The 20,945-nt window shown below is 31.2% G+C and carries 22 protein-coding genes; 8 read left to right on the top strand and 14 right to left on the bottom strand.

The genetic code is table 11. The features are described from left to right. The first annotated feature begins 7 nt into the window (after positions 1-7). The gene (locus ACEWL1_RS08795) at positions 8-982 is read left to right on the top strand and encodes a hypothetical protein (protein WP_409232927.1); all 975 of its coding nucleotides are present in this window, start codon (positions 8-10) and stop codon (positions 980-982) included. A 131-nt stretch (positions 983-1,113) separates the two neighbouring features. On the opposite strand, the gene ACEWL1_RS08790 is transcribed toward ACEWL1_RS08795, so the two are convergent. The 4 genes from ACEWL1_RS08790 to ACEWL1_RS08775 form a co-directional block, all read right to left on the bottom strand. Beyond that, positions 1,114-1,695: an SEC-C metal-binding domain-containing protein gene (locus ACEWL1_RS08790; protein ID WP_409232926.1), complete on the bottom strand. Its 582-nt coding sequence runs from the start codon at positions 1,693-1,695 to the stop codon at positions 1,114-1,116. Between the two features lie 142 nt (positions 1,696-1,837). Further along, complete coding sequence (locus ACEWL1_RS08785) at positions 1,838-2,794, bottom strand: hypothetical protein (RefSeq protein WP_409232925.1); 957 nt, start codon at positions 2,792-2,794, stop codon at positions 1,838-1,840. A 186-nt stretch (positions 2,795-2,980) separates the two neighbouring features. Further along, the gene (locus ACEWL1_RS08780; RefSeq protein ID WP_409232924.1) at positions 2,981-4,825 is read right to left on the bottom strand and encodes a DEAD/DEAH box helicase; all 1,845 of its coding nucleotides are present in this window, start codon (positions 4,823-4,825) and stop codon (positions 2,981-2,983) included. Positions 4,826-4,994: 169 nt separating this feature from the next. Next, positions 4,995-6,383: a TlpA family protein disulfide reductase gene (locus ACEWL1_RS08775; RefSeq protein ID WP_409232923.1), complete on the bottom strand. Its 1,389-nt coding sequence runs from the start codon at positions 6,381-6,383 to the stop codon at positions 4,995-4,997. Between the two features lie 216 nt (positions 6,384-6,599). Here ACEWL1_RS08775 and ACEWL1_RS08770 point away from each other — a divergent pair, with 216 nt between their 5' ends. After that, positions 6,600-8,219: an ABC-F family ATP-binding cassette domain-containing protein gene (locus ACEWL1_RS08770; protein WP_409232922.1), complete on the top strand. Its 1,620-nt coding sequence runs from the start codon at positions 6,600-6,602 to the stop codon at positions 8,217-8,219. 118 nt (positions 8,220-8,337) lie between these two features. On the opposite strand, the gene ACEWL1_RS08765 is transcribed toward ACEWL1_RS08770, so the two are convergent. Then, positions 8,338-9,279, bottom strand: a complete 942-nt coding sequence (locus ACEWL1_RS08765) for a hydrogen peroxide-inducible genes activator (RefSeq protein WP_409232921.1) — start codon at positions 9,277-9,279, stop codon at positions 8,338-8,340. A gap of 105 nt (positions 9,280-9,384) precedes the next feature. Here ACEWL1_RS08765 and ACEWL1_RS08760 point away from each other — a divergent pair, with 105 nt between their 5' ends. Beyond that, a complete protein-coding gene (locus tag ACEWL1_RS08760) occupies positions 9,385-9,858 on the top strand; it encodes a Dps family protein (RefSeq protein ID WP_409232920.1) in 474 nt (157 codons plus the stop codon). A 71-nt stretch (positions 9,859-9,929) separates the two neighbouring features. Here ACEWL1_RS08760 and ACEWL1_RS08755 read toward each other — a convergent pair whose 3' ends face one another. The 3 genes from ACEWL1_RS08755 to ACEWL1_RS08745 form a co-directional block, all read right to left on the bottom strand. Beyond that, positions 9,930-10,736 carry a lysophospholipid acyltransferase family protein gene (locus tag ACEWL1_RS08755; RefSeq protein WP_409232919.1) on the bottom strand — a complete coding sequence of 269 codons (807 nt, stop codon included), beginning with the start codon at positions 10,734-10,736 and terminating at the stop codon, positions 9,930-9,932. Positions 10,737-10,800: 64 nt separating this feature from the next. Then, a complete protein-coding gene (locus tag ACEWL1_RS08750; RefSeq protein WP_409232918.1) occupies positions 10,801-11,427 on the bottom strand; it encodes an NUDIX hydrolase in 627 nt (208 codons plus the stop codon). Positions 11,428-11,435: 8 nt separating this feature from the next. Continuing rightward, complete coding sequence (locus ACEWL1_RS08745) at positions 11,436-11,741, bottom strand: DUF6787 family protein (RefSeq protein ID WP_409232917.1); 306 nt, start codon at positions 11,739-11,741, stop codon at positions 11,436-11,438. Between the two features lie 142 nt (positions 11,742-11,883). Here ACEWL1_RS08745 and ACEWL1_RS08740 point away from each other — a divergent pair, with 142 nt between their 5' ends. Genes ACEWL1_RS08740 through ACEWL1_RS08720 form a run of 5 tightly spaced genes read left to right on the top strand, consistent with a single transcriptional unit; the run spans position 11,884 to position 17,141 of the window. Next, positions 11,884-13,191: a dicarboxylate/amino acid:cation symporter gene (locus ACEWL1_RS08740; RefSeq protein WP_409232916.1), complete on the top strand. Its 1,308-nt coding sequence runs from the start codon at positions 11,884-11,886 to the stop codon at positions 13,189-13,191. 26 nt (positions 13,192-13,217) lie between these two features. Further along, the gene (gshB, locus tag ACEWL1_RS08735; protein WP_409232915.1) at positions 13,218-14,252 is read left to right on the top strand and encodes a glutathione synthase; all 1,035 of its coding nucleotides are present in this window, start codon (positions 13,218-13,220) and stop codon (positions 14,250-14,252) included. Between the two features lie 12 nt (positions 14,253-14,264). Then, complete coding sequence (locus ACEWL1_RS08730) at positions 14,265-15,116, top strand: sulfurtransferase (protein WP_409232914.1); 852 nt, start codon at positions 14,265-14,267, stop codon at positions 15,114-15,116. A gap of 4 nt (positions 15,117-15,120) precedes the next feature. Further along, complete coding sequence (locus tag ACEWL1_RS08725; RefSeq protein WP_409232913.1) at positions 15,121-15,951, top strand: N-formylglutamate amidohydrolase; 831 nt, start codon at positions 15,121-15,123, stop codon at positions 15,949-15,951. 29 nt (positions 15,952-15,980) lie between these two features. Beyond that, complete coding sequence (locus ACEWL1_RS08720; RefSeq protein WP_409232912.1) at positions 15,981-17,141, top strand: flavohemoglobin expression-modulating QEGLA motif protein; 1,161 nt, start codon at positions 15,981-15,983, stop codon at positions 17,139-17,141. Here the strand turns inward: ACEWL1_RS08720 and arsB are convergent, their stop codons facing one another. From arsB to ACEWL1_RS08690, 6 genes are all read right to left on the bottom strand, one after another. Beyond that, positions 17,142-18,176, bottom strand: coding sequence for an ACR3 family arsenite efflux transporter (arsB, locus tag ACEWL1_RS08715; RefSeq protein WP_409232911.1), 1,035 nt, complete (start codon positions 18,174-18,176; stop codon positions 17,142-17,144). Positions 18,177-18,180: 4 nt separating this feature from the next. After that, positions 18,181-18,798: a low molecular weight phosphatase family protein gene (locus ACEWL1_RS08710; protein ID WP_409232910.1), complete on the bottom strand. Its 618-nt coding sequence runs from the start codon at positions 18,796-18,798 to the stop codon at positions 18,181-18,183. Positions 18,799-18,814: 16 nt separating this feature from the next. Continuing rightward, on the bottom strand, positions 18,815-19,282 hold the full coding sequence (locus ACEWL1_RS08705; protein WP_409232909.1) for a DUF6428 family protein: 468 nt from the start codon (positions 19,280-19,282) through the stop codon (positions 18,815-18,817). 38 nt (positions 19,283-19,320) lie between these two features. Beyond that, positions 19,321-19,653 (bottom strand): ArsR/SmtB family transcription factor, encoded by a 333-nt coding sequence (locus ACEWL1_RS08700; protein ID WP_409232908.1) that lies wholly within the window; start codon positions 19,651-19,653, stop codon positions 19,321-19,323. A gap of 77 nt (positions 19,654-19,730) precedes the next feature. Next, a complete protein-coding gene (locus ACEWL1_RS08695; protein WP_409232907.1) occupies positions 19,731-20,378 on the bottom strand; it encodes an HAD family hydrolase in 648 nt (215 codons plus the stop codon). Then, a complete protein-coding gene (locus tag ACEWL1_RS08690) occupies positions 20,375-20,803 on the bottom strand; it encodes a thiol-disulfide oxidoreductase DCC family protein (RefSeq protein ID WP_409232906.1) in 429 nt (142 codons plus the stop codon). The genes ACEWL1_RS08695 and ACEWL1_RS08690 overlap by 4 nt, the downstream gene beginning before the upstream one ends. Positions 20,804-20,945 lie beyond the last annotated feature (142 nt).

Raw genomic sequence — 20,945 nt, 5'->3', positions numbered from 1 at the left:
AATAATTATGTCCCAATCACTTTATAACCCTTTTAAAGAATTGATTTTCGACGAACATTTCTGTTTTCTAACAGGAGTTTTAACAACCGAAAGCATGACCGTTTTTCCGAAATGGTTGATGGATCATTTTAAATTTGGTAATGAAAAAATTGAGATGATGGACAAAGCGAAATCATATCATTATGAAGATCTTAGATTGCCGTGTTCTGTTGAAGTAAAAAATGCTTTCGAAGCACTAGATGTTAAGATTAAGGCCGCATATAAAAAAGGTTTTGAAGGAATGGACGCTTTGGATGAAGAACTACTTTTTCAATGGACAGGTAGAATGGTGTATGGCTTGTTGTATTACGAAATGATTTACGAAAGGGATACACAACTTGCGCAAGACAAAGAATTTGCCGTTGCCGATGTTCTTAAAGAGCGTTTTGGGAATTTCCATTTGATGTTGCAATCTGTTGTAAAACCAATTTCTTTTGTTGGGCAAAAACCGTGGAGCATTGCTGTTTTTCCGCTTAAATATTCTACAGATATTTTTAGCTATCGCGACGATCCTATCAATTTAATGTTTTCGTTTGGAGTAAATGGTTTTGGTTTTATTGCCTGTTTGCAAGACAACGGAATTCTCGGAGAAAAGCACAAAGAAATTCTCGATAAAATGAAAGGACACGTGTTGCATCCTGTGCAGTTTGAAGAATTGTATGCCCGTTTTCATTATTCAGATTATATCTTACAACACCAACCAGCATACAATATTGAAAGCTTAGACGAACACATTAGCATAGCAATTAAAAACAACGGAGTGCAACCTATTTTTGGTTTTTGGGATGAGCAAATATTTGCCCAATTGCTTTCTAATTATTGGCAAGTGTACGGAATAGAAAAAGAAGATATTATTCAGTTTCAAAAGCCGCCAGTAAGTTTTCTAGAAAACCCGTATTCTAAAGATTTTATACAACCAGAAACGATTAGTTTGCCTTTTTAAGAAACGTGTTTGTGTATGGTTAGTTGCATTTTTGTGTGCGAGGATTTTCCGCAGGAAAATCAGATGTAACAAAAATACAACGACCCTTGATTAAGCACTAATGTAGCAATTTTTTATACATGTTGTTGTGTTTAGTTTGGTTTACCACAGCATTTTTTATATTTCAATCCACTACCACAATTACACTTTTCATTTCGTCCCTGTTTTTTAGAAGTAGTAATTTGTTTTACTTCTTTTCTTTGGTCAACAAACTCTTGATTATAATTATTAAAAACATTATTTACAGTAATATTTGGCTTTTCATCTTTTGAAAGAGTTCCTATTAAAATTGTAATAATAGAAATGAGAATAGCTAAAAAAGCATATAATTCATTTCTTGTTTTCGGTAAAGCATCTACAATTGATGACAATTCAGGTGCTTCTTTAGATATAGTTTTACTTAATTCTTCTTTAGTGAACTCTTTATTTTGCAAATCAGTTACAAATCGCTTTAGAGTTTTTAATCGTTGGACGCTAATATCTGGTCCTTTTAGAAGTTCTATTGTATTATTTGTAATGTTATAAAGTCCATCAGGGATAGTCGCCATATTGCCACAATTTCGACATTGACTAGCATTTCCAGTCATTTGAATATTTTGATTATTTCCTTCAAATGAAAATCCAGAATTAAAAATAAGTCCACATTTATCGCAAAAAGCTGGTATACTTGGCATAATTTTCTTTTAAATTAAACACAACGAGTTTTTATAAGATTTGTGCGACTGGAAAATCTGAGATTTTTCGGACGTAGCAAATCGTTAGTTGAATGTTTGACGTTTGTATTAGTTCAAATTTAAGCATAAATTTTATGAGTTGTTAGCTACTGTAAATTTGTTGTTCGATGTTTTTTATTCTTTGGTCTAGTAAGTTTATTTTGTGTCTTACGCTTGTATCAATAAATAAGAATTCATCATCAAATTTGTCAAGCCAAAAGGAATGAACGTTTTCACAATCATTTTCAAGATATTTTTGAAAAATTTTGATATTTTCCACAAGATTTTGAATTTGCTGTTTTGATGTAAATGAATTTTTTAGCTCATTATAAAGCTTATTTAAATATTCCTCTTTTTCATTTATGATACTTTCAAAGTGGTTTTTTCGCTCTTTATATTCATTCGGAATCAGTTTTTCATATATTTTCTCTGAACAAAGAATATCAACTGAATATTGTAAAAGAACTGTATCTAATATATAATCTATAATTAATTCTGAATCAATTTCTAATTTATGAGTTGCAGAAAGGAAATCGTGACAAATCATATTTCTCATTTCATATAACTCTTTAAGATTTTTCAAAATGCTACCAATATTTAACTCTCTACGATTTAATATCCATTCTTCAACTCCGTAATCGAGTAGAATTTCTCTTAATCCATTAATTTCTTTAAAAACATCAATCTCAGAAATTTCTTTAAATGTGTTTAATATGGTTTCTATTGAAGAGTACTTTAATGAATAAGCAACCAAGTCGCCTATTGAAAATGATAATTTTGAAATGTGGAAAATATCATCAATATCAACCTTATTTCTCTGCATTAATTTCTTAGAATTATCAAGAAACTTTTTGTCGTAATCAATCAAATTTGAGAATATATCCTTAAAATAACTTTCATTTGAAGCGACTAAACTGGTGGGAATTGACATTAAAAATATTTTGTCATTTTTCCTATCTTTAATTTTGTCTATAAATTTAAGTACTTCAGACGTCACATTAAATTTTTGTGATTCCTTAATATTTCTTTTGGAGTCTTGAATTCTGTCAAAAAGTTTCATATGAAATATTTTTCTGAAGTTATAGTAGCTAACTCGTTATAAGGTAATTAAAGTTCTCATTATCGATTTTTATATTACGGATAATACAAGTTGCCTTTTTGTTTAGCAACTCAAATATAACAAAATAAAGGCATAAAAAAAGCGCCTCCATCATGGAGGCGCTTTTGTTGTATCGTTTATACTATTTTATCTTTCTCTACGTCTTCTTCCGAAACCGCCAGATTGTCTGTCTGCAGAACCTCTATCAGGTCTGTCTCCGCCAGCTCTTGGCTTTCTGTCAGAAGAACCGCTTCTTCTTGGAGAAGAACTTCTGTCGCTACGTTTTCTTCCAAATCCACCGCCATCAGATTTTGGCGATCTTCTTCCGCTTCTATCTCCTCCACGGCCTCTTCCGCCGCCAGAACGTTCTTTCTTTGTAATTTCTATATTTACACCACGTCCGTTAAATTCTGGGTCGTTTTCTTCAAAAGCACTCAATGTTTGTCCTTCAAAGTTTTTATCCAATTCAAAGAATGAAAAAGTATCTAAAATATCAATTGCACCAATTTCTATATTGTCTGTAATACGTTGGTCGTTAATTAAACCAATCAATCGTGCAGGATTTAAATCGTCTTTTCTACCTAAGTTGATAAAGAAACGCGTCATGTTTTCGTCTCTTGGTCTTCCTCTTCCGCCAGAATCTCTAGAATCTCCTCTAGATGCTGCTAAATCGTTTAAATCTTTTGCGTTTTCGTAGTATGCTAAAAAGTTGTTAAACTCTAGCGAAACAAATTTTTGAATCAACTCTTCTCTATCTAAGCCATCTAATTTCTCATAAATGCTTGGTAAGAATTCTTCAATTTGTTTTGTATTTACTTCTACATTTTGAACTTTGTCAATTAAATGCATTAATTGATTTTGGCAAATTTCTTTTCCGCTAGGAACATTTGCTTGTTCAAATTTCTTCTTAATGATTCTTTCTATAGAGCGTAATTTTCCTTTTTCTTTTCCGTTGACCAATACAACCGAAATTCCTTTTTTACCAGCTCTACCAGTTCTACCAGATCTGTGTGTGTAGTTTTCTATTTGGTCTGGTAATTTATGGTTGATTACGTGTGTTAATTCAGTAACATCCAAACCACGCGCTGCAACATCTGTTGCCACTAAAATCTGAATACTTTTCTTTCTGAATTTATCCATCACGCCATCACGTTGTCCTTGCGATAAATCTCCGTGCAACGCATCTGCGCTATAACCATCTTTTATTAAGTTATTTGCAACTTCTTGTGTTTCTCTACGAGTTCTACAAAAAACAATTGCGTAAATATCTGTATTTACATCTGCAATTCTTTTTAATGCTTCGTAACGTGTACGTTCGTTAACTACATAATATTCGTGACTTACGTCATCAGAACCTTCGTTCTTTTGCCCAGAAGTAATTTCTATCGGCTTGTGCATGTAGTTTTTTGCAATTGCTTCAACTTCTCTTGGAAAAGTTGCAGAAAATAACAAGGTTTGTTTTTCAGCTGGAGTTGCTTCTAAAACTTTATCCAATTCGTCTTTAAAACCCATGTTTAACATTTCATCGGCTTCGTCTAAAACGATCCAACGAATGCTTCCTAATTTTAAAGCTCTACGTTTAATTAAATCTACTGTTCTACCAGGAGTTCCAACAACTATTTGAGAACCTTTTTTTAATGAACGAATTTGTTCTTCTATGTTTGCTCCACCATAAACGGTTGTAGTTCTTACACCTTTTATATATTTTGCAAACTCTTCGATGTTTTTTCCAATTTGAACTGCTAGTTCTCTAGTTGGAGATAAAATAATTGCTTGTGTGTCTTTACTATTTACATCTAATTGTTGTAAAATAGGCAAACTAAACGCGGCTGTTTTACCAGTTCCGGTTTGTGCAAAAGCTTTTAAGTCTTGTGATGATGCAATTACTTGTGGAATTGCTTTTTCTTGAATTACTGTAGGGTTTTCATAACCCAAATCTGTTAGCGCTTTAGAGATTTCTTCTCTAAGCCCCAACTCTAAAAATGTTGACATGCTGTGAACAATTGTGAATTCACAGATGCCAGTATCTGTAAACTCGGTTTATAAACGCTTTAGAATCTGTTACTTATTAAACTGGGTAACAACTATCTAATTCTCCTTAATTCTTATAATTAAGAGCGTGCAAAGGTACGTTAAAAAAAATGAATTGACCTAACAAGATTTAGTCTTTCTGTAAAGTCTTTAATTGTTTGTGAATTCTAGAGCTATTAATAGAAGCAAAACCATTTACAATTTTACCTTGCTTATTAATTAATAAAGTTCTTGGTAATTGACTCGTTAAAAACTCATTAGCCTTACTTTCTGAGTCGATAAAAAATTGCTGTTTAATATCAATTCCTTTGATAGGCGAATGCACAGTTGAAGAAGAAATTTTTACACCAATAAAATTAAGTTTTGGAAACTCTTTTGATAAATAATTAATTCTAGAATCTAAATATGCACCACTTATATAATTAGGATTCCAAAGGTAAATAACACTATTTTTACCTTTAGTCAATCTTTTTATGTTGTGTTTGGTGTTGTTAAAATCTAATACATCAAAAGCAGGCAATTGAATTCCTTTGTTTAATCTTTTTACATCGTTTATCAAACGCTGAATTTCTTTTTTGTCTTCTATGTCTGTACTTAATTTAAAGTAGGTAAAAAAGGCTTCTTTATTGATGTTGCAAGTAGATTTGTCAATAAAATCATTTACAACCATTTGTCTTAAAAAAGTATTTTTTAGTTTTTCGCTAGCAATGCTTTCATCAATTGTATTTAATAAAGCAACTGTAAATTCGTTTGATTTACTTAAAAAACCTTTAGCATACACAGTATTGTAAAACCTATTAACAATGTATTGTGTGTACGATCTTAAATACATTAAGTCGCTATTATTTAAATCGATAGTATTTCTATAGGTGTAAAAATTTGCGTCTAATTTCGGAAAATCAGCTGTTTTATTAATGTCTTTATATTTAGCAGGATATCTTTCGAATCGGTTATAAACAGGGTATTTAGCAACAATTTCTAAAATTTCTGAATAATTTTCAGGTAAATTGGTTTGTCTTAATTTAAAATCATCAATTTTTTTCTGTCTTAAACTTAAGATAGAATCTAATTTGGCTTTAAAAAAGGTTGGCTCTAAGCCATAAAAAGAATAAATAGTATGGTTGTAGCGCTCTTTTTCGTTTTCTAAAAAACAGTCGATAAGGATGTTGTTTTTCTCGGCTCCAATTCCACTGAAAACTAAAGATTCATCAAAATCCCAAGTATTTAATCGAATAGAAATACTGTCTTTTGGTTGAATGTAAATATATTGATTTTCGTTACCGTGAATAAAGTAGTAAAAACCTTCATTAAAATCTTTGTAAGACCCTATAAATTTATCTTCTTTGTCTAAAAATAAGCTATCTATTAGTTTCTCATTTTGATACAACAACACAAAATCTGTTTTTGGGTGTATAATTTTACCTCCAAAATACGTAAGATTTTCTTTGTTAGAAGTTGTGCAACTTCCTATTAAGACTAGTGCTGCAAGAGAAAAACAATATTTTATAAATCGATTCATTTATTCATTTTAAACTACAAGCAAAATTACATATACATCTTTCAATAACTTGTTAATACGCTGTTAAAGTATTAAAAAAAAGCGTCTCTTTAAAATGATTTTTTTACTTCTATATTGTAATGTTTTATAAAAGGCAAAGATTCTATTTTTAAAGCTAAAAACAGCCAAAACTCCCTATAAATTTTATACTTTTGCAAAAATTTAAAATTATAGAAAATGCTTTCAGTTTCAAATTTATCAGTACAGTTTGGTAAAAGAATATTATTTGATGAAGTAAACACAAAGTTTGTTCAAGGTAATTGTTACGGAATTATTGGAGCAAACGGTGCAGGGAAATCTACTTTTCTTAAAATCATATCTGGCGAACAAGAACCAACTTCTGGACATGTACATTTAGAGCCCGGAAAAAGAATGTCGGTTTTGTCTCAGAATCACTTTGCATTTGATGAAATTCCGGTGTTAGAAACTGTAATTATGGGAAACAAAGAATTGTTTGCTATTAAAAAAGAAATGGACGCTTTGTATGCTGATTATACAGATGAAAATGCTGAAAAAATTGGCGAATTACAAGTGCGATTTGAAGAAATGAATGGTTGGAATGCAGATTCTGATGCTGCTGCTATGTTGTCTAACTTAGGTATTAAGGAAGATTTACATTATACATTGATGAAAGATTTGGACGGAAAACAAAAAGTACGTGTGTTATTGGCACAAGCAATTTTTGGAAATCCAGATGTATTAATTATGGATGAGCCAACAAACGACTTGGATTTTGAAACCATCAATTGGTTAGAAAATTTCTTAGCAAATTACGACAATACAGTAATTGTAGTTTCGCATGATAGACACTTTTTAGATGCGGTTTGTACTCATATTTCTGATATTGATTTTGGTAAAATCAATAACTATTCTGGAAACTATACTTTTTGGTACGAATCGAGTCAGTTAGCTGCAAAACAACGCGCACAACAAAACAAAAAAGCAGAAGATAAAAAGAAGGAATTAGAAGAGTTTATTCGTCGTTTTTCTGCCAATGTTGCAAAATCCAAACAAGCAACTTCGCGTAAAAAAATGATTGAAAAATTAAATGTTGATGATATCAAACCATCAAGCAGACGTTATCCTGCAATTATTTTTAAAAGCGAACGTGAAGCTGGAGATCAGATTTTAAATGTAGAAGGATTGGCTAAAAAGTTTGAAGGAGAATATTTGTTTAGCGATGTTCATATCAACTTAAATAAAGGAGATAAAGTGGCTATTATTTCTAAAAATTCTAGAGCTGTTACTGCTTTTTATCAAATTTTAAACGGAAAAGAAAAAGCAGATGCTGGTTCTTTTGACTGGGGCGTTACAACAACACAATCTTATTTGCCCTTAGAAAATGCTGAATATTTTACAAATGCAGAATTAGATTTGGTAGATTGGTTACGTCAATATGCACAAACAGAAGAAGAAAGAGAAGAAGTGTTCTTAAGAGGATTTTTAGGAAAAATGATTTTTAGTGGAGAAGAAGCATTGAAAAAATGTAATGTGTTGTCTGGTGGAGAAAAAGTACGTTGTATGTTGTCTAAAATGATGATGACAAGAGCAAATATTTTAATGCTAGACGAACCAACAAACCACTTAGATTTAGAATCGATTCAGGCTTTAAACAACTCGTTAATTAATTTTAAAGGAACCGTGTTGTTTTCTACACACGATCATGAGTTTGCACAAACAGTTGCAAATAGAATTATAGAAATTACTCCAAAAGGAGTGATTGATAGATATGCTACTTTTGATGATTATTTATCTGATCCGAAGATTAAAGAACAACGAGAAAAAATGTATTCATAAAACAAAAAAAAGGAAGCGAATTCGCTTCCTTTTTTTTATACTAATTTTTTAAATGCCACCTCGATCGGAGTCGAGAGGTTGTATGAGTTCTCGAGTTCGCTTGAATAAACTTATAGATTTATTTTTTCTGCAACGGACTAATAATCTTTACATCAGAAAAAGAAATGGCACCTCTTACAACTCCATCAATCGTTGTTTTTAGCGCTTCAATCAATTGCATTTTTAATTGCGATTTATGATAAATCAAACTCACTTCTCTTGCTGGTGGCGGATTGGTAAATTCGCGCAAATGACTTTTATCTACGTCGTTTAAATCTAAGGTGTGTAAATAGGGCAACAATGTCATTCCCAAACCTTCTTTTGTTAATTTGATAAGCGTATCAAAACTTCCACTTGCCAATTGAAACGATTTCTTATTGTCTGTTTTAAATGTTCTACACAGGTTAATAACACTTTCTTTAAAGCAATGTCCGTCTTCTAACAACAAAATATCGTCCATTTCTAATTCATCTGTATTGATTACTTTTTCTTTAAAAAGACGATGATTCTCTGGAATTAAACCCACAAAAGGTTCGTAATACAACGGACGTTCTTTAATGGCTTCATTTTCTAACGGAGTGGCAGCAATCGCTGCATCAATATGTCCGTCTGTTAATTTTCGTATAATTTCTTCTGTGGTTAATTCTTCAATAATCAATTTTACTTTCGGATATTTTTTAGTAAAATTATTTAAGAACATCGGTAATAATGTTGGCATCACTGTAGGAATTATACCCAATTTAAATTCGCCTCCAATAAATCCTTTTTGTTGATGTACAATATCTGTAATTCTATTGCTTTCATCCACAATAATTTTAGCTTGTTCTACAATTTTCTTTCCAATGTCTGTCAATTCAATAGGTTTTGTAGAACGATTAAATATTTTAGCACTTAATTCGTCTTCTAATTTTTGTATTTGCATGCTCAAAGTTGGTTGCGTCACAAAACTATGTTCAGCAGCGATTGTAAAATTCTGATATTCTGCTACAGAAAGCACGTATTTTAATTGTGTTATGGTCATTTCATCAATATTTTTGATAAAGATATTAAAACTATCAATTAAACTTATGCTTTTTAGCTGAAATCTTATTGTAACTTTGAAGTGAACATAAAAAACACACTAAAGATGAACAAAACAGTATTAGGATTAGACAAAAAAGAAACGAAAGATTTAGTGAATGAATTAAATGTTTTGTTGGCAAATTTTCAAGTATATTATCAAAGTTTAAGAGGTTTGCACTGGAATATTAAAGGGAAAAATTTTTTCGAGTTGCATGTAAAGTTTGAGGAGTTGTATGACGATTCTCAAATAAAAATTGATATGATTGCAGAACGAATTTTAACCTTGCAAGGAAAGCCATTGCATACTTTTAGCGAGTACACTTCATTGGCAACAGTTCCGGTAGCGAAAGATATTTCTAATGATGTAGAAGCAGTAGAAGTTGTTGTAAATTCACTTTCAGAATTGTTATCAATAGAAAGAGAAATTTTATTAAATTCTGGAGAAGCAAATGATGAAGGAACCAATGCAATGATGAGTGATTTTATTGCAGAACAAGAAAAAACTATTTGGATGATGAATTCTTGGTTAGGCAAATAATAACAGTGATTTTTAATAAAAAAAAGAGCAACAATTGTTGCTCTTTTTTTATGCTCTAATTTTGCAAGTTTTTAACTCCAAAACTCACGTTTCTTGTTTAATTCTTCTTCTTGTTTTGCGTATTCTTCTGGTGTTAATACTTTTAAAAATGAAGGATGTTGCTCAATGGCAAATTCAATTTTACTAACAATTTCTGCAACAGATTCATTTTCGTAATCTATTTCTAATGGTTCTTTAATAACCATAGATTGCAACACATTTCGTTTTTTTATGGCCAACCCTTTTTTATCGAATGAGCGTCTAAAGCCATCAATAACTACAGGTACAACTACAGGTTTGTAGGTTTTAATAATGTGAGCAGTTCCTCTTCTAATGGGTTTAAATGGGGTAGTTGTTCCTTGAGGGAATGTTATTACCCAACCATCTTTAAGGGCTTTACCAATATTAGAAATGTCAGAATTTTTTACTTGTCTGGTTACATTTTTCCCATTACTTCTCCATGTTCTTTCAATAGAAACAGAACCTGCGTATGCAAAAATTTTAGGTAATAATCCAGAGCGCATAGTTTCGCCGGCAGCAACATAGTAAAGGTTTAGTTTTGGTTGCCATATATAGCCAATATTTTTAATATTGTTATCTCTACCTTTTAAGGCAGCATTAAATACATGAAACATTGCTGTTACATCTGCAAAATATGTTTGATGATTGGAGATAAAAAGCACATTGCTTTCAGGTAAATTTCTGATTACTTCAGAGCCTTCAATTTGTAAATTGTTAAAGCGTCTATATCTACCATGAGAAACAGCTGCAAAAATTCGAATAATCCATTTTTTTACAAACAGAATATGTCCAAAAGGATTTCTTTTGAATAGAGGCATTAATAGTTGGTTTTTATTTTACTAGTTAGTTGATTGCTAAAATACAAAAGAATATAACATCACCCTATTTTAATAATTCTTTAATTTCATTAAGAATCATAGCAGTTGCGCCCCATACGATGTAATTATTTAATTTAAAGCATGGTACGTCAATATTTTTAGCATATGAAGTTGTTATGTTTATGGATGAAATATTAGCATCATCTAGAAGCTCTTTTAGTAAAACATCAAAAACGTGTGCTACTTCGTGGTTTGTTTTAAAAAGCGGTTTTTTTTCAGTAAAAGCGATAAAAGGAGTTGCTAAAAAATTACTTGGAGGAATGTAAACATCAGTAATTTCTCTAATCACAGTAATACTTTCTTTTAACACGCCAACTTCTTCGAAAGCTTCTCTTAAAGCGGTTTCTTGAAGGTTCTTATCCGATTTTTCTATTTTTCCGCCAGGAAAACTAATTTGTGCAGAATGAGTTCCATTATAACTTGCTCTTTGTGTAAGTAAAAAACAAGTTTCACCTTCATTATTTGGATAAAATAAAGCTAAAACAGCTGCTTTTTTTGGATTGCTAGCGGCAATTTTTTCTGCATTATATTGTAATCGCATTTTTGGAGCCAATCGGAACTGAGATTCTAATCCGCCAATTTGTGCAGTTTGTAAATGGTTTATTGTATTAATAAATGAAGTAAATTTCACTAGTTATCTTAATTTTTAAAGCATCTTTTAAATCCAATTCTACTTAACATCTTCTTTTCAAAATTCCAAAAAAAGGTAAACTGACCGAAAAGCCATCCATAAAAAACAATTAAAACTTGATAAAAAGGGAAAACTAATAAGATTCTTAAAGGTCTATATATCCAAGGATTTGTGGTTGCTTGGTCTAGACCTATAAAATTTAAAATTGGTTTTGCGATAAATAAAGCACTAAAACCAGTAATTGAAAACACCAATAAAATAATAAAGACTTGTACATTGGAAGTTAGCCCCCAACGTTTTTTTAATTTTTCCATTTTTACTAATATAGCGCAAAAATACAATTTGATTCTAGTTAGTAAAAATTTAATCAACTAGATTTTTAAAATAACGCCAAGAAATTTGGAGGATGGATTTTATTTTTTTTACCTTTCAAAACTATAATTATAATCTTATTAAATGAAAAAATTAGCATTACACTGGAGAATACTATTAGGAATGTTGTTAGGAGTTGTTTTTGCTCTGATTATGACAAATTTTGATTTTGGAAAAGACTTTATAAAAGATTGGATAAAACCTTTTGGTACCATTTTTATCAATTCATTAAAATTAATTGCAATACCGCTTATTTTAGCAGCATTAATTAAAGGAGTTTCAGATTTAAAAGATATTTCTAAACTTTCTAAAATGGGAGGTAGAACAATTGGTATTTATATTGTGACTACTGTTATTGCTGTTTCTATCGGTTTGGTATTGGTAAATATTATAAAACCAGGCAAACAAATCACCGAATCTACTAGAACAGAAATGGTAGAAAGTTATAGTACAGATACTACAAAATATAAAGATGAAGCTGCAAAGCAAAAGCAAGACGGACCTCTACAAGCTTTAGTTGACTTAGTACCAGAAAATATTTTTGCTGCTGCAACGAGTAACAGAAATATGCTACAAGTTATCTTTTTTGCAATGTTTTTTGGAATTGGGTTGATATTAATTCCAGAAGAAAAAGGAGAAACAGTAAAGAAATTTTTTGACGGATTTAATGAAGTCATACTAAAAATGGTTGACTTAATAATGTTAGCAGCTCCATACGGGGTATTTGCTTTGTTAGCAGCATTGGTTGTAGAGTCGCCAAGTTTAGATTTATTTAAAGCATTAGGTTGGTATGCAATAACTGTTGTTGGAGGTTTAATATTGATGATTGTTGTTTATAATATTTTGGTTGTTGTTTTTACGAAAAAATCTCCAAGCTTTTTTATGAAAGCATTAGCTCCAGCACAATTACTAGCATTTTCAACTAGTTCTAGTGCAGCTACGCTACCTGTTACTATGGAAAGAGTAACAGAGCATATAGGAGTAGAAGAAGAAGTAGCAAGTTTTGTGTTGCCAATTGGTGCAACTATAAATATGGACGGTACAAGCTTATACCAAGCGGTTGCAGCGGTCTTTATTGCACAAGCATTTGGAATGGAATTAGAGTTTTCAACTCAATTAGGAATTATTGCTACGGCAACATTAGCATCTATTGGTTCTGCTGCTGTGCCAGGAGCAGGAATGGTTATGTTAGTCGGAGTTTTAGGCTATGCTGGTATTCCGGAAGCTGGTTTGGCATTAATCTTTGCAGTCGATAGACCGTTGGATATGTGTAGAACAATCGTTAATGTAACCGGAGATGCAGCAGTATCGATGTTGGTTGCAAAATCTGTTGGTAAATTAGGAGAACCTCATGTTCAAAATTGGGACGATAATTACGACGCTGTTAAATAAGTAAAAACAAACTAATTTTAATAAAAATGAATATTTGTTTCTTAATGTACCCTTGGGAAGATATTAAATCTCCCGAGAATGACACCTCATTAGCAATCATTCACGAATGTGCAAAAAGAGGCCATGGTGTTGCTATTTGTACTCCTGCTAATTTAACAATTAGAAATAGTGTTACAAATGCTTTTTGTACTATTTTAAATAGAATGGAGAAGGTTCCTGCCAATCTAAAGTCGTTTTATAACAAATCTACAACAAGAGAAGAAATGTTACCTTTGGCTGGTTTTGATGCTATTTTTATGAGAGCAGAACCACCTTTAGATCCTTTAATGTTAAACTTTTTAGACTCTGTTAAAGATGATGTGGTTGTTATCAATTCTGTACAAGGAATGCGAGAAGCAAATAACAAACTATATACAGCTGTTTTTGAAGATCCAAATAATGAAATAATTCCTGTAACTCATGTTTCTAAAAACAAAGATTATTTAATTAAAATGATTGAAGAATCTAGTTCTGATAAGATGATATTAAAACCTTTAAACGGATTTGGTGGTTCTGGAGTTATTTTGATAGAAAAAACAGCAATGGGAAACATCAATTCTTTATTAGATTTTTACATCAATAAAGGAGATGGAACATCAGATTATGTAATCTTACAAGAATATATTGAAGGAGCAGAACAAGGCGATGTAAGAATTTTATTGCTAAACGGTTTGCCAATAGGAGCAATGAGAAGAGTTCCAGGCGATAAAGATCATCGTTCTAATGTTTCTGCCGGAGGAAGTGTTCAAAAACACAAATTGACCAAACAAGAAAAAATATTATGCGAAAAAATTGGACCAAAACTGGTAAAGGATGGGTTGTTTTTTGTTGGCATTGATGTGATTGGCGGTAAGTTGGTTGAGGTAAATGTAATGAGTCCAGGTGGAATCACTTATATTAATAAAGTGTATAAATTAAAGCTTCAAGAAAAAGTAGTTGATTTTTTAGAAAGTAAAATTTTAGAAAAAAATGCCGCTTTTAGAAGAATGACAGACTTAAAAAAGAAAGTTGAACAAGCATAATATCCAACTACAATGGGTCCTTTATTACAAATAGAAAAACCATTGGTTTCTGTAAATTGGTTGTATCAACATAAAGATGCAACCAATTTAATAGTTTTAGAAGGTACTATTCCTAAAGTTTCTCAGGAGAATATGAAAAGTACGGTTGAAAAAAATCAAATTCCGAATACTCGTTTTTTTGACCTCAAAAAAGTATTTTCAATTCAAGGAGCAGCTTTTCCAAATACAGCTTTAAAGCCAAAAGACTTTGAAAGAGAAGCTCGAAAACTAGGCATCAATAAAAATTCTTGTATTGTGGTTTATGATGAGCACGGAATTTATTCTTCGCCAAGAGTTTGGTGGTTGTTTAAGTCGATGGGTTTTAATAATATAGCTGTTTTAGATGGCGGATTTCCTGCTTGGAAGAAAGCAAACTATCCAGTAGAAAAGAAACGAAAACACATGGTTGCATTGGGCAATTTTGAAGCAAGGTATCAACCAGAAAAAATGATTGATTCTAATGCAATTCTAACATCAATTTCTAATGGAAATAAACAAATTGTTGATGCACGTTCAGCAGGAAGATTTAATGCAACGGAATTAGAACCTAGAAAAGAAGTAAGAAACGGTCATATTCCAACTTCTACAAACTTACCATTTGCATCACTTTTAAATAATTTGGAATTAAAAAATCAAGAAGAATTAAAGCAAGAATTTCAAAAAGTAAATCTTAAAAATAAGCAAATGATCTTTTCTTGTGGCTCTGGAATTACAGCTTGTGTATTGGCTTTAGGGGCAGAAATTGCAGGTTTTAAAGAAGTTTCTGTGTATGATGGCTCTTGGACAGAATGGGGTAGTTTAGCACATTTACCAATTGAAACATAAAGAGATGTTAAAATTATCTATTGAAGAAATCATATGTAAAATTAAGCAAGAAGAAATATTTGAAGCCGTTTCAGATGATTATTCATTTACCATCAAAATTGATGCATATGTTCATTATGCATGTGGCGCTGTTCATGACGGACATCAATTTAGGAAAGAATTGTGGAGTAACTGTTTGCACACAGCATACGAACGTTGGTTTGAAGAAGATCCTGCAACTAAACAAATGGTGCAATCGCATCCTATTGTAATTGCCGGAATGGATTCTCGATTCGAATACGATTTAAATCGCGCTCCAGATACAGCAATTTATGAGGATGCTTGGGGGAAACAATTATGGAAAAGTCCGTTACCAGAAAATATGCGTAAAAAGAGTTTGCAAAAACATGCAAATTTTTACAAAGTTGTGGACGCTTTAATCTCTAAATTAGAAGAAAAATTTGGAGTTTGTATTGTGTATGATATGCATTCGTATAATTGGAAACGCTGGAGTAGAGAAGTACCCACATGGAATTTAGGAACTGGAAATATAGATAATCTGCGTTTTGTAAAAGAGATTGAATCTTGGAGATCTATTTTAGAAAAAACGCCGTTTCCGAACGGAATTATATCAACATCAAAAATTAATGATACGTTTCAAGGAAATGGGTATTTCTTAAAATACATTACTCAGAATTTTGATAATACATTAGTGTTGGCAACAGAAATAGCTAAAATTTATTGTGATGAATTAGAGCAAGTTATGTATCCAGAAGTAGTTGCTGCCGTAGAAAATTATTTAAAATCCGAATTAAAAAACCACGCAGAAACTTTTTATAAAGCGCATAAATTGTAAATTTGTTGTTTCTTTTTAGATATTGAGTTATGATGAATGCTGCACAAGTAAAAAACAAAATACTTTTTGAGATTGATAATCATATTGATGCTCTTGTAAAAAAAATTGAGCTCTTAAATTATGTGAATCCGACCAATATAGAATCTGAAAAAGAAAAGTTCTTCAATTCAAAATACTTAACAGATCCAAAGTTTACATATCCGAAAAGAGATTTTGATAAATTTAAGTTGCACAAAGAGTTTTTTGCGCAGTCGATCCATAAAATTGAAGACGATCGTTTAAGAGATTTGTATGAAGATATTATCTATTTTTATTCTGGTTTAATTCAGTGTATAGAAACGATAGGAAAAGGTAAAAAGTTTTATTACAATAGTTTGCATTCTTTCGGAACGCCAACTGAACAAGACGTAGAAAACGCAAAATTTATTCTTCATTTTGATAGTGAGGACATCAATTCTGATATTTTTAAACCCAAATATACCGCCAAAGAATCAGCACATTTTTTTAGAGCATATTCTAAGAAATACGACTTTACCTATGAGATAAAAAACTCATCCACAATGGGAGCAATTGCAATGGTTTCTAATAGTATAAAAGCGTTGGTTTTGAATGATAATCATGTTTTCTCTGAGAATGAAATAAACGTGTTAACCAATCATGAAATTGGGGTGCATATGGTAACAACCATGAATGGTTTATTGCATCCGTTAAAAATATTTTCACACGGATTACCTAACAACGAAGAAACGCAAGAAGGTTTGGCTGTTTTTAGTGAATATATGTCTGGAAATTTAACGGTAAAACGTTTAAAAGAATTGGCATACAGGGTATTAGCTGTTGACAGTTTAGCAAAAGGATATTCTTTTTCTAGAACGTTTAGAATGTTGCATAACGATTACGATTTAGGAAGAGAAGAAGCTTTTTATATAGCTATAAGAGCACATAGAGGCGGAGGATTTACAAAAGATTACTTGTATTTAACTGGCTTAAAAAAGATTTATAATTATCATAAAAATGATAAAGATTTAAGCTTATTGTTAACCGGTAAAGTATCTTTAGAATATGTTGATGCCATTCAATATATGATTGATAACGGTTACGCTGTGAAATCAAAACACTTTACAGATTCGTATTTGAAAAATAAAAATACAAGTAAAACAGTTGACTTTATTTTAGAGAGTTTAAAGTAATTATTTATAGTACTTTTCTTTCAACCAAAACGAAACTCGAACTAGTAAAATTAAAGCAGGAACTTCTACCAAAGGTCCAATAACACCTGCAAATGCTTGTCCAGAATTCAAACCAAAAACAGCAATAGCAACCGCAATTGCCAATTCAAAATTGTTTCCTGCTGCTGTAAATGCTACCGAAGCCGTTTTGTCATACGTTGCTCCAGTTGCTTTGGTCACAAAAAAACCAATGATAAACATCAAGGTAAAATAGATCAATAACGGAATTGCTATAATGACGACATCCATTGGAATTTCTACAATCAATTCTCCTTTTAAAGAAAACATCACCACAATAGTAAATAACAATGCAATTAATGTCATTGGCGAAATCGTTGGAATAAACTTTTCTGTATACCATTTTTCGCCTTTCAATTTTACTAAAATCAACCGACTTAAAATTCCCAATGCAAACGGAATTCCCAAATAAATTGCAACACTTTCTGCAATTGTTGCAATAGAAATATCAACAATTGCACCATCAAATCCGAAATAAGGAGGAAGCACTGTGATAAAAATCCAAGCATAAAAAGAATAAGCAAATACTTGAAAAACACTATTCAGTGCCACCAAACCAGCACCATATTCGCTACTTCCTTCAGCTAAATCATTCCAGACCAAGACCATTGCAATACATCTTGCTAATCCAATTAAAATAAGTCCGACCATGTATTCTGGATAATCTCTTAAAAATGTAATTGCCAATACAAACATTAAAATTGGACCAATGATCCAGTTTAAAATCAGAGAAATAGATAAGATTTTTGTATTTCTAAAAACTTTAGGTAGTAAGGCATAATTTACTTTCGCCAAAGGCGGATACATCATTAATACCAATCCAATTGCAATCGGAATATTTGTAGTTCCGCTATTAAGTGAGTTGATGATGTTTGGAAATGTAGGAATAAAATATCCTAAGCTAACTCCAATAATCATTGCGATACCTATCCAAAGCGTTAAATAATTGTCTAGAAAACTTAATTTTTTTGTTGCCATTGTTTTAAGAATTTATTTGAGAAAAAACATAGTACATTTCAGTTGCAATTTGGATACTTTTTTCGGTATATTTTTCTGCTTGTTGTGGTGTGTTGTCAAATGCTTTTGGGTCTTCAAAAGTGATAGGGATCCGTTTTTCTGCACCTGGAACAAATGGGCAAGCTTCATTAGCAGAGTCACAGGTCATAATAGCTGCAAATGCTGATTTTGGATTGAAATGATCATCAAATTTCTTTGAAAATCCGATGATTGGTACTGCTTCTTTTGAAAATGAAATGTTGTAAACAGGGTTTTTACTTTCAGATTCTTTTGTGATTTCAAAACCTGAATGTTGTAAGGTTTCAACAATCATTGGAAAAAGGGCAGTTGCCTCTGTTCCACCAGAATAGGAAAACACGTTTTTGATATTGAAATAATGCGCCATGGTTTGTGCCCAAACTTGTGATAAATGACTTCTACGCGAATTGTGTGTACAAATAAAATTTAACCGAATTTCTTTATTGTCATCAACTTTTGTATTGATAAAATCAATTAATGGGTATAAAATTTCTTTACGTTCGTTAGTAATTGTATCAACATGTAAAGTTGAAATAACTGCCTCAATAGTTTTAAAAATATGCATTATGGTCTTTTTTTAATTAACAACAACCACTGTTTGGCGAACAAGAATTTGCAGATTGAAGTTCTGAAATTTTTACGTTTGGTTTTTCTGAAGGAATTTCACATTTTTCTCTAGCTAAACAATCTGTTTGTTTGGTGGTTAGTAAAAAATGTTGACCATCAAAGTCTAAACCAAACTTACCAATGGTTTCTGCTTGATATTCTACTTCGATATCTAAATCTTCAATTCCCAATACTTTTTCAGAAAGGTTAATAATGTGTATTAATTTCTCTGGATGCAACCTGTGGTCATAATCGTTGGCATTCCAAAGTTGAAAATTAATCACTTCTTCGTTTCTTACAGTTCCGCCACAATCAATAAAATGTTTTGTGATTTTTCCAACTTCAGTTACATGAAAATGATTGGGAACTAATTCTCCGTTTGGCAATTGAAAAGCAATGGTTTCTAATGTATTTAGAGCTGATTTTATTTCTGATAATTTCATAATGTTAAATATTTAAAGCTGATTATTTCTATAATTTTTTAGCAACACTTTTCTTTTTCGGTACTATCTTGATTCAAAAATTGAAACATCACTTCTTTCATTTTTGTCCAATTTCCAGCATGAATACAATAACAAACACTTGTGCCTTCTACATTTCCTTTAATCAATCCTGCATTTTTTAATTCTTTTAAATGCTGAGAGATTGTGGGTTGCGCCAATTTTATTTCGTTTACTAAATCGCCACAAACACACGCATCAATTTTAAATAAATGTTGTAAAATGGCTACTCTTGCTGGATGTCCAAATACTTTGGCAAACAATGCAATTTCGTTTTGTTGATCTGTAAATATTTCTGCTTTTGTGATTCCCATTGGCACATTAATTGTTTCATTGCAATATTACGATTAATAACAAAACCAACAAACATTTTTTTATTATTTTTAAAAAATTAAATGAATTTCTTCAACTCACTAAAGTCAGTAATAACTTTATCAGCATTTTCTAAGGTTTGATCAGCAGCTAACGGATTTTTATAACCAAAGACAAAAATACCAGCATCATTTGCCGCTTTTACACCATTATCGGAATCTTCAATTACAATGCAGTTTTCTTTTGGAGTATTTCCTAAAACTGCCGCTTTTTCAAAAATTTCTGGATGTGGTTTTGACTCCTTTAAATCTGCTCCGCTTATTTTAGCAGTAAAATATTGGTTTAAATCAAAACGGTTAAAAACACGATCTATATTTACCATGGCAGAAGAAGAAGCTAAAATCAATGTGATTTCTTTCTCATAAAAATACTTAATAATGTCTTCTACGCCTTTTACCAAATGCAACGTTGGATCGTTTTCAAAGAAATTTACATAACGTTTTCTTTTTTGCAAAACCAAATCATTTGGGTCTTCCTCTAAATTAAAATGAGCAATCAATCTCTGAAATGCATTGATGGTAGAAGAACCGGTTAAAGTCTTGTATAATTCTTCTGAAACTTCTAATCCTAAAGAGATAAAGGTTTCGTAATAGGCTTTTTTATGGAGTAATTCTGAGTCGATAATTACGCCATCCATATCAAAAATTACACATTGTATGTTGTTCATGAGTCTATAAATTTAGATTTTAATTCAGGTGTTGGTAGCATGCAGCTTTCTTTTTTACCGAACCATTTGTAGCGATTTTTTGCAATATAATCGTAAAAAAAATCTCTAAATCCTTTTGGTAAAACCCAGAAGATTTGAAAAAGCATCCAAAATCCGCCAAAGTGTTTTGCAATTTTTAAAGCTGCTGAAGATTTACTATAATAGTTGTTTTTAGAAGTAACCAAAATAATAGAATCTGTTTTTTTTGTATCAATCTTAAAATGATGTGTAATTTCTTTTCCGATTTCAGATTGTAGAGAAGCAAATACAAATAAATTTTGAGTGTCTTTTTTAATAATTTTTAAAACAGAAGCGCTGCAAAAATTACAAACCCCGTCAAAAAGTACTAGTTGCTTATTTTTAAGGAGTTTATCAAATAGATCCATCAGGAAAAGAATATAATTAAAAATAATATTCTACAAATTTCCATAAATTTTATGACTTTCATGTAACAATTTTTGTTTTAAGACGTCAGATACACAGAAGTAATTAAATAAATAAAAATGTTTGTTGAAGTTTAGCTTACAC

The sequence above is a fragment of the Polaribacter gochangensis genome (assembly GCF_046224025.1).
Classification (GTDB): domain Bacteria; phylum Bacteroidota; class Bacteroidia; order Flavobacteriales; family Flavobacteriaceae; genus Polaribacter; species Polaribacter gochangensis.
The sequence above is the reverse complement of the archived record's forward strand: the minus strand, read 5'-3'. Positions and strand labels throughout refer to the sequence as shown.

What these genes read in the sequence shown, in the direction of transcription:
- ACEWL1_RS08700 (WP_409232908.1), bottom strand. Translation starts at nt 19,653, where the DNA reads ATGGGAATCACAAAAGCAGAAATATTTACAGATCAACAAAACGAAATT.
- gshB (WP_409232915.1), top strand. Translation starts at nt 13,218, where the DNA reads ATGAATATTTGTTTCTTAATGTACCCTTGGGAAGATATTAAATCTCCC.
- ACEWL1_RS08740 (WP_409232916.1), top strand. Translation starts at nt 11,884, where the DNA reads ATGAAAAAATTAGCATTACACTGGAGAATACTATTAGGAATGTTGTTA.
- ACEWL1_RS08755 (WP_409232919.1), bottom strand. Translation starts at nt 10,736, where the DNA reads ATGCCTCTATTCAAAAGAAATCCTTTTGGACATATTCTGTTTGTAAAA.
- ACEWL1_RS08690 (WP_409232906.1), bottom strand. Translation starts at nt 20,803, where the DNA reads ATGGATCTATTTGATAAACTCCTTAAAAATAAGCAACTAGTACTTTTT.
- ACEWL1_RS08790 (WP_409232926.1), bottom strand. Translation starts at nt 1,695, where the DNA reads ATGCCAAGTATACCAGCTTTTTGCGATAAATGTGGACTTATTTTTAAT.
- ACEWL1_RS08785 (WP_409232925.1), bottom strand. Translation starts at nt 2,794, where the DNA reads ATGAAACTTTTTGACAGAATTCAAGACTCCAAAAGAAATATTAAGGAA.
- arsB (WP_409232911.1), bottom strand. Translation starts at nt 18,176, where the DNA reads ATGGCAACAAAAAAATTAAGTTTTCTAGACAATTATTTAACGCTTTGG.
- ACEWL1_RS08770 (WP_409232922.1), top strand. Translation starts at nt 6,600, where the DNA reads ATGCTTTCAGTTTCAAATTTATCAGTACAGTTTGGTAAAAGAATATTA.
- ACEWL1_RS08725 (WP_409232913.1), top strand. Translation starts at nt 15,121, where the DNA reads ATGTTAAAATTATCTATTGAAGAAATCATATGTAAAATTAAGCAAGAA.
- ACEWL1_RS08795 (WP_409232927.1), top strand. Translation starts at nt 8, where the DNA reads ATGTCCCAATCACTTTATAACCCTTTTAAAGAATTGATTTTCGACGAA.
- ACEWL1_RS08695 (WP_409232907.1), bottom strand. Translation starts at nt 20,378, where the DNA reads ATGAACAACATACAATGTGTAATTTTTGATATGGATGGCGTAATTATC.
- ACEWL1_RS08775 (WP_409232923.1), bottom strand. Translation starts at nt 6,383, where the DNA reads ATGAATCGATTTATAAAATATTGTTTTTCTCTTGCAGCACTAGTCTTA.
- ACEWL1_RS08730 (WP_409232914.1), top strand. Translation starts at nt 14,265, where the DNA reads ATGGGTCCTTTATTACAAATAGAAAAACCATTGGTTTCTGTAAATTGG.
- ACEWL1_RS08780 (WP_409232924.1), bottom strand. Translation starts at nt 4,825, where the DNA reads ATGTCAACATTTTTAGAGTTGGGGCTTAGAGAAGAAATCTCTAAAGCG.
- ACEWL1_RS08720 (WP_409232912.1), top strand. Translation starts at nt 15,981, where the DNA reads ATGATGAATGCTGCACAAGTAAAAAACAAAATACTTTTTGAGATTGAT.
- ACEWL1_RS08710 (WP_409232910.1), bottom strand. Translation starts at nt 18,798, where the DNA reads ATGCATATTTTTAAAACTATTGAGGCAGTTATTTCAACTTTACATGTT.
- ACEWL1_RS08705 (WP_409232909.1), bottom strand. Translation starts at nt 19,282, where the DNA reads ATGAAATTATCAGAAATAAAATCAGCTCTAAATACATTAGAAACCATT.
- ACEWL1_RS08760 (WP_409232920.1), top strand. Translation starts at nt 9,385, where the DNA reads ATGAACAAAACAGTATTAGGATTAGACAAAAAAGAAACGAAAGATTTA.
- ACEWL1_RS08765 (WP_409232921.1), bottom strand. Translation starts at nt 9,279, where the DNA reads ATGACCATAACACAATTAAAATACGTGCTTTCTGTAGCAGAATATCAG.
- ACEWL1_RS08745 (WP_409232917.1), bottom strand. Translation starts at nt 11,741, where the DNA reads ATGGAAAAATTAAAAAAACGTTGGGGGCTAACTTCCAATGTACAAGTC.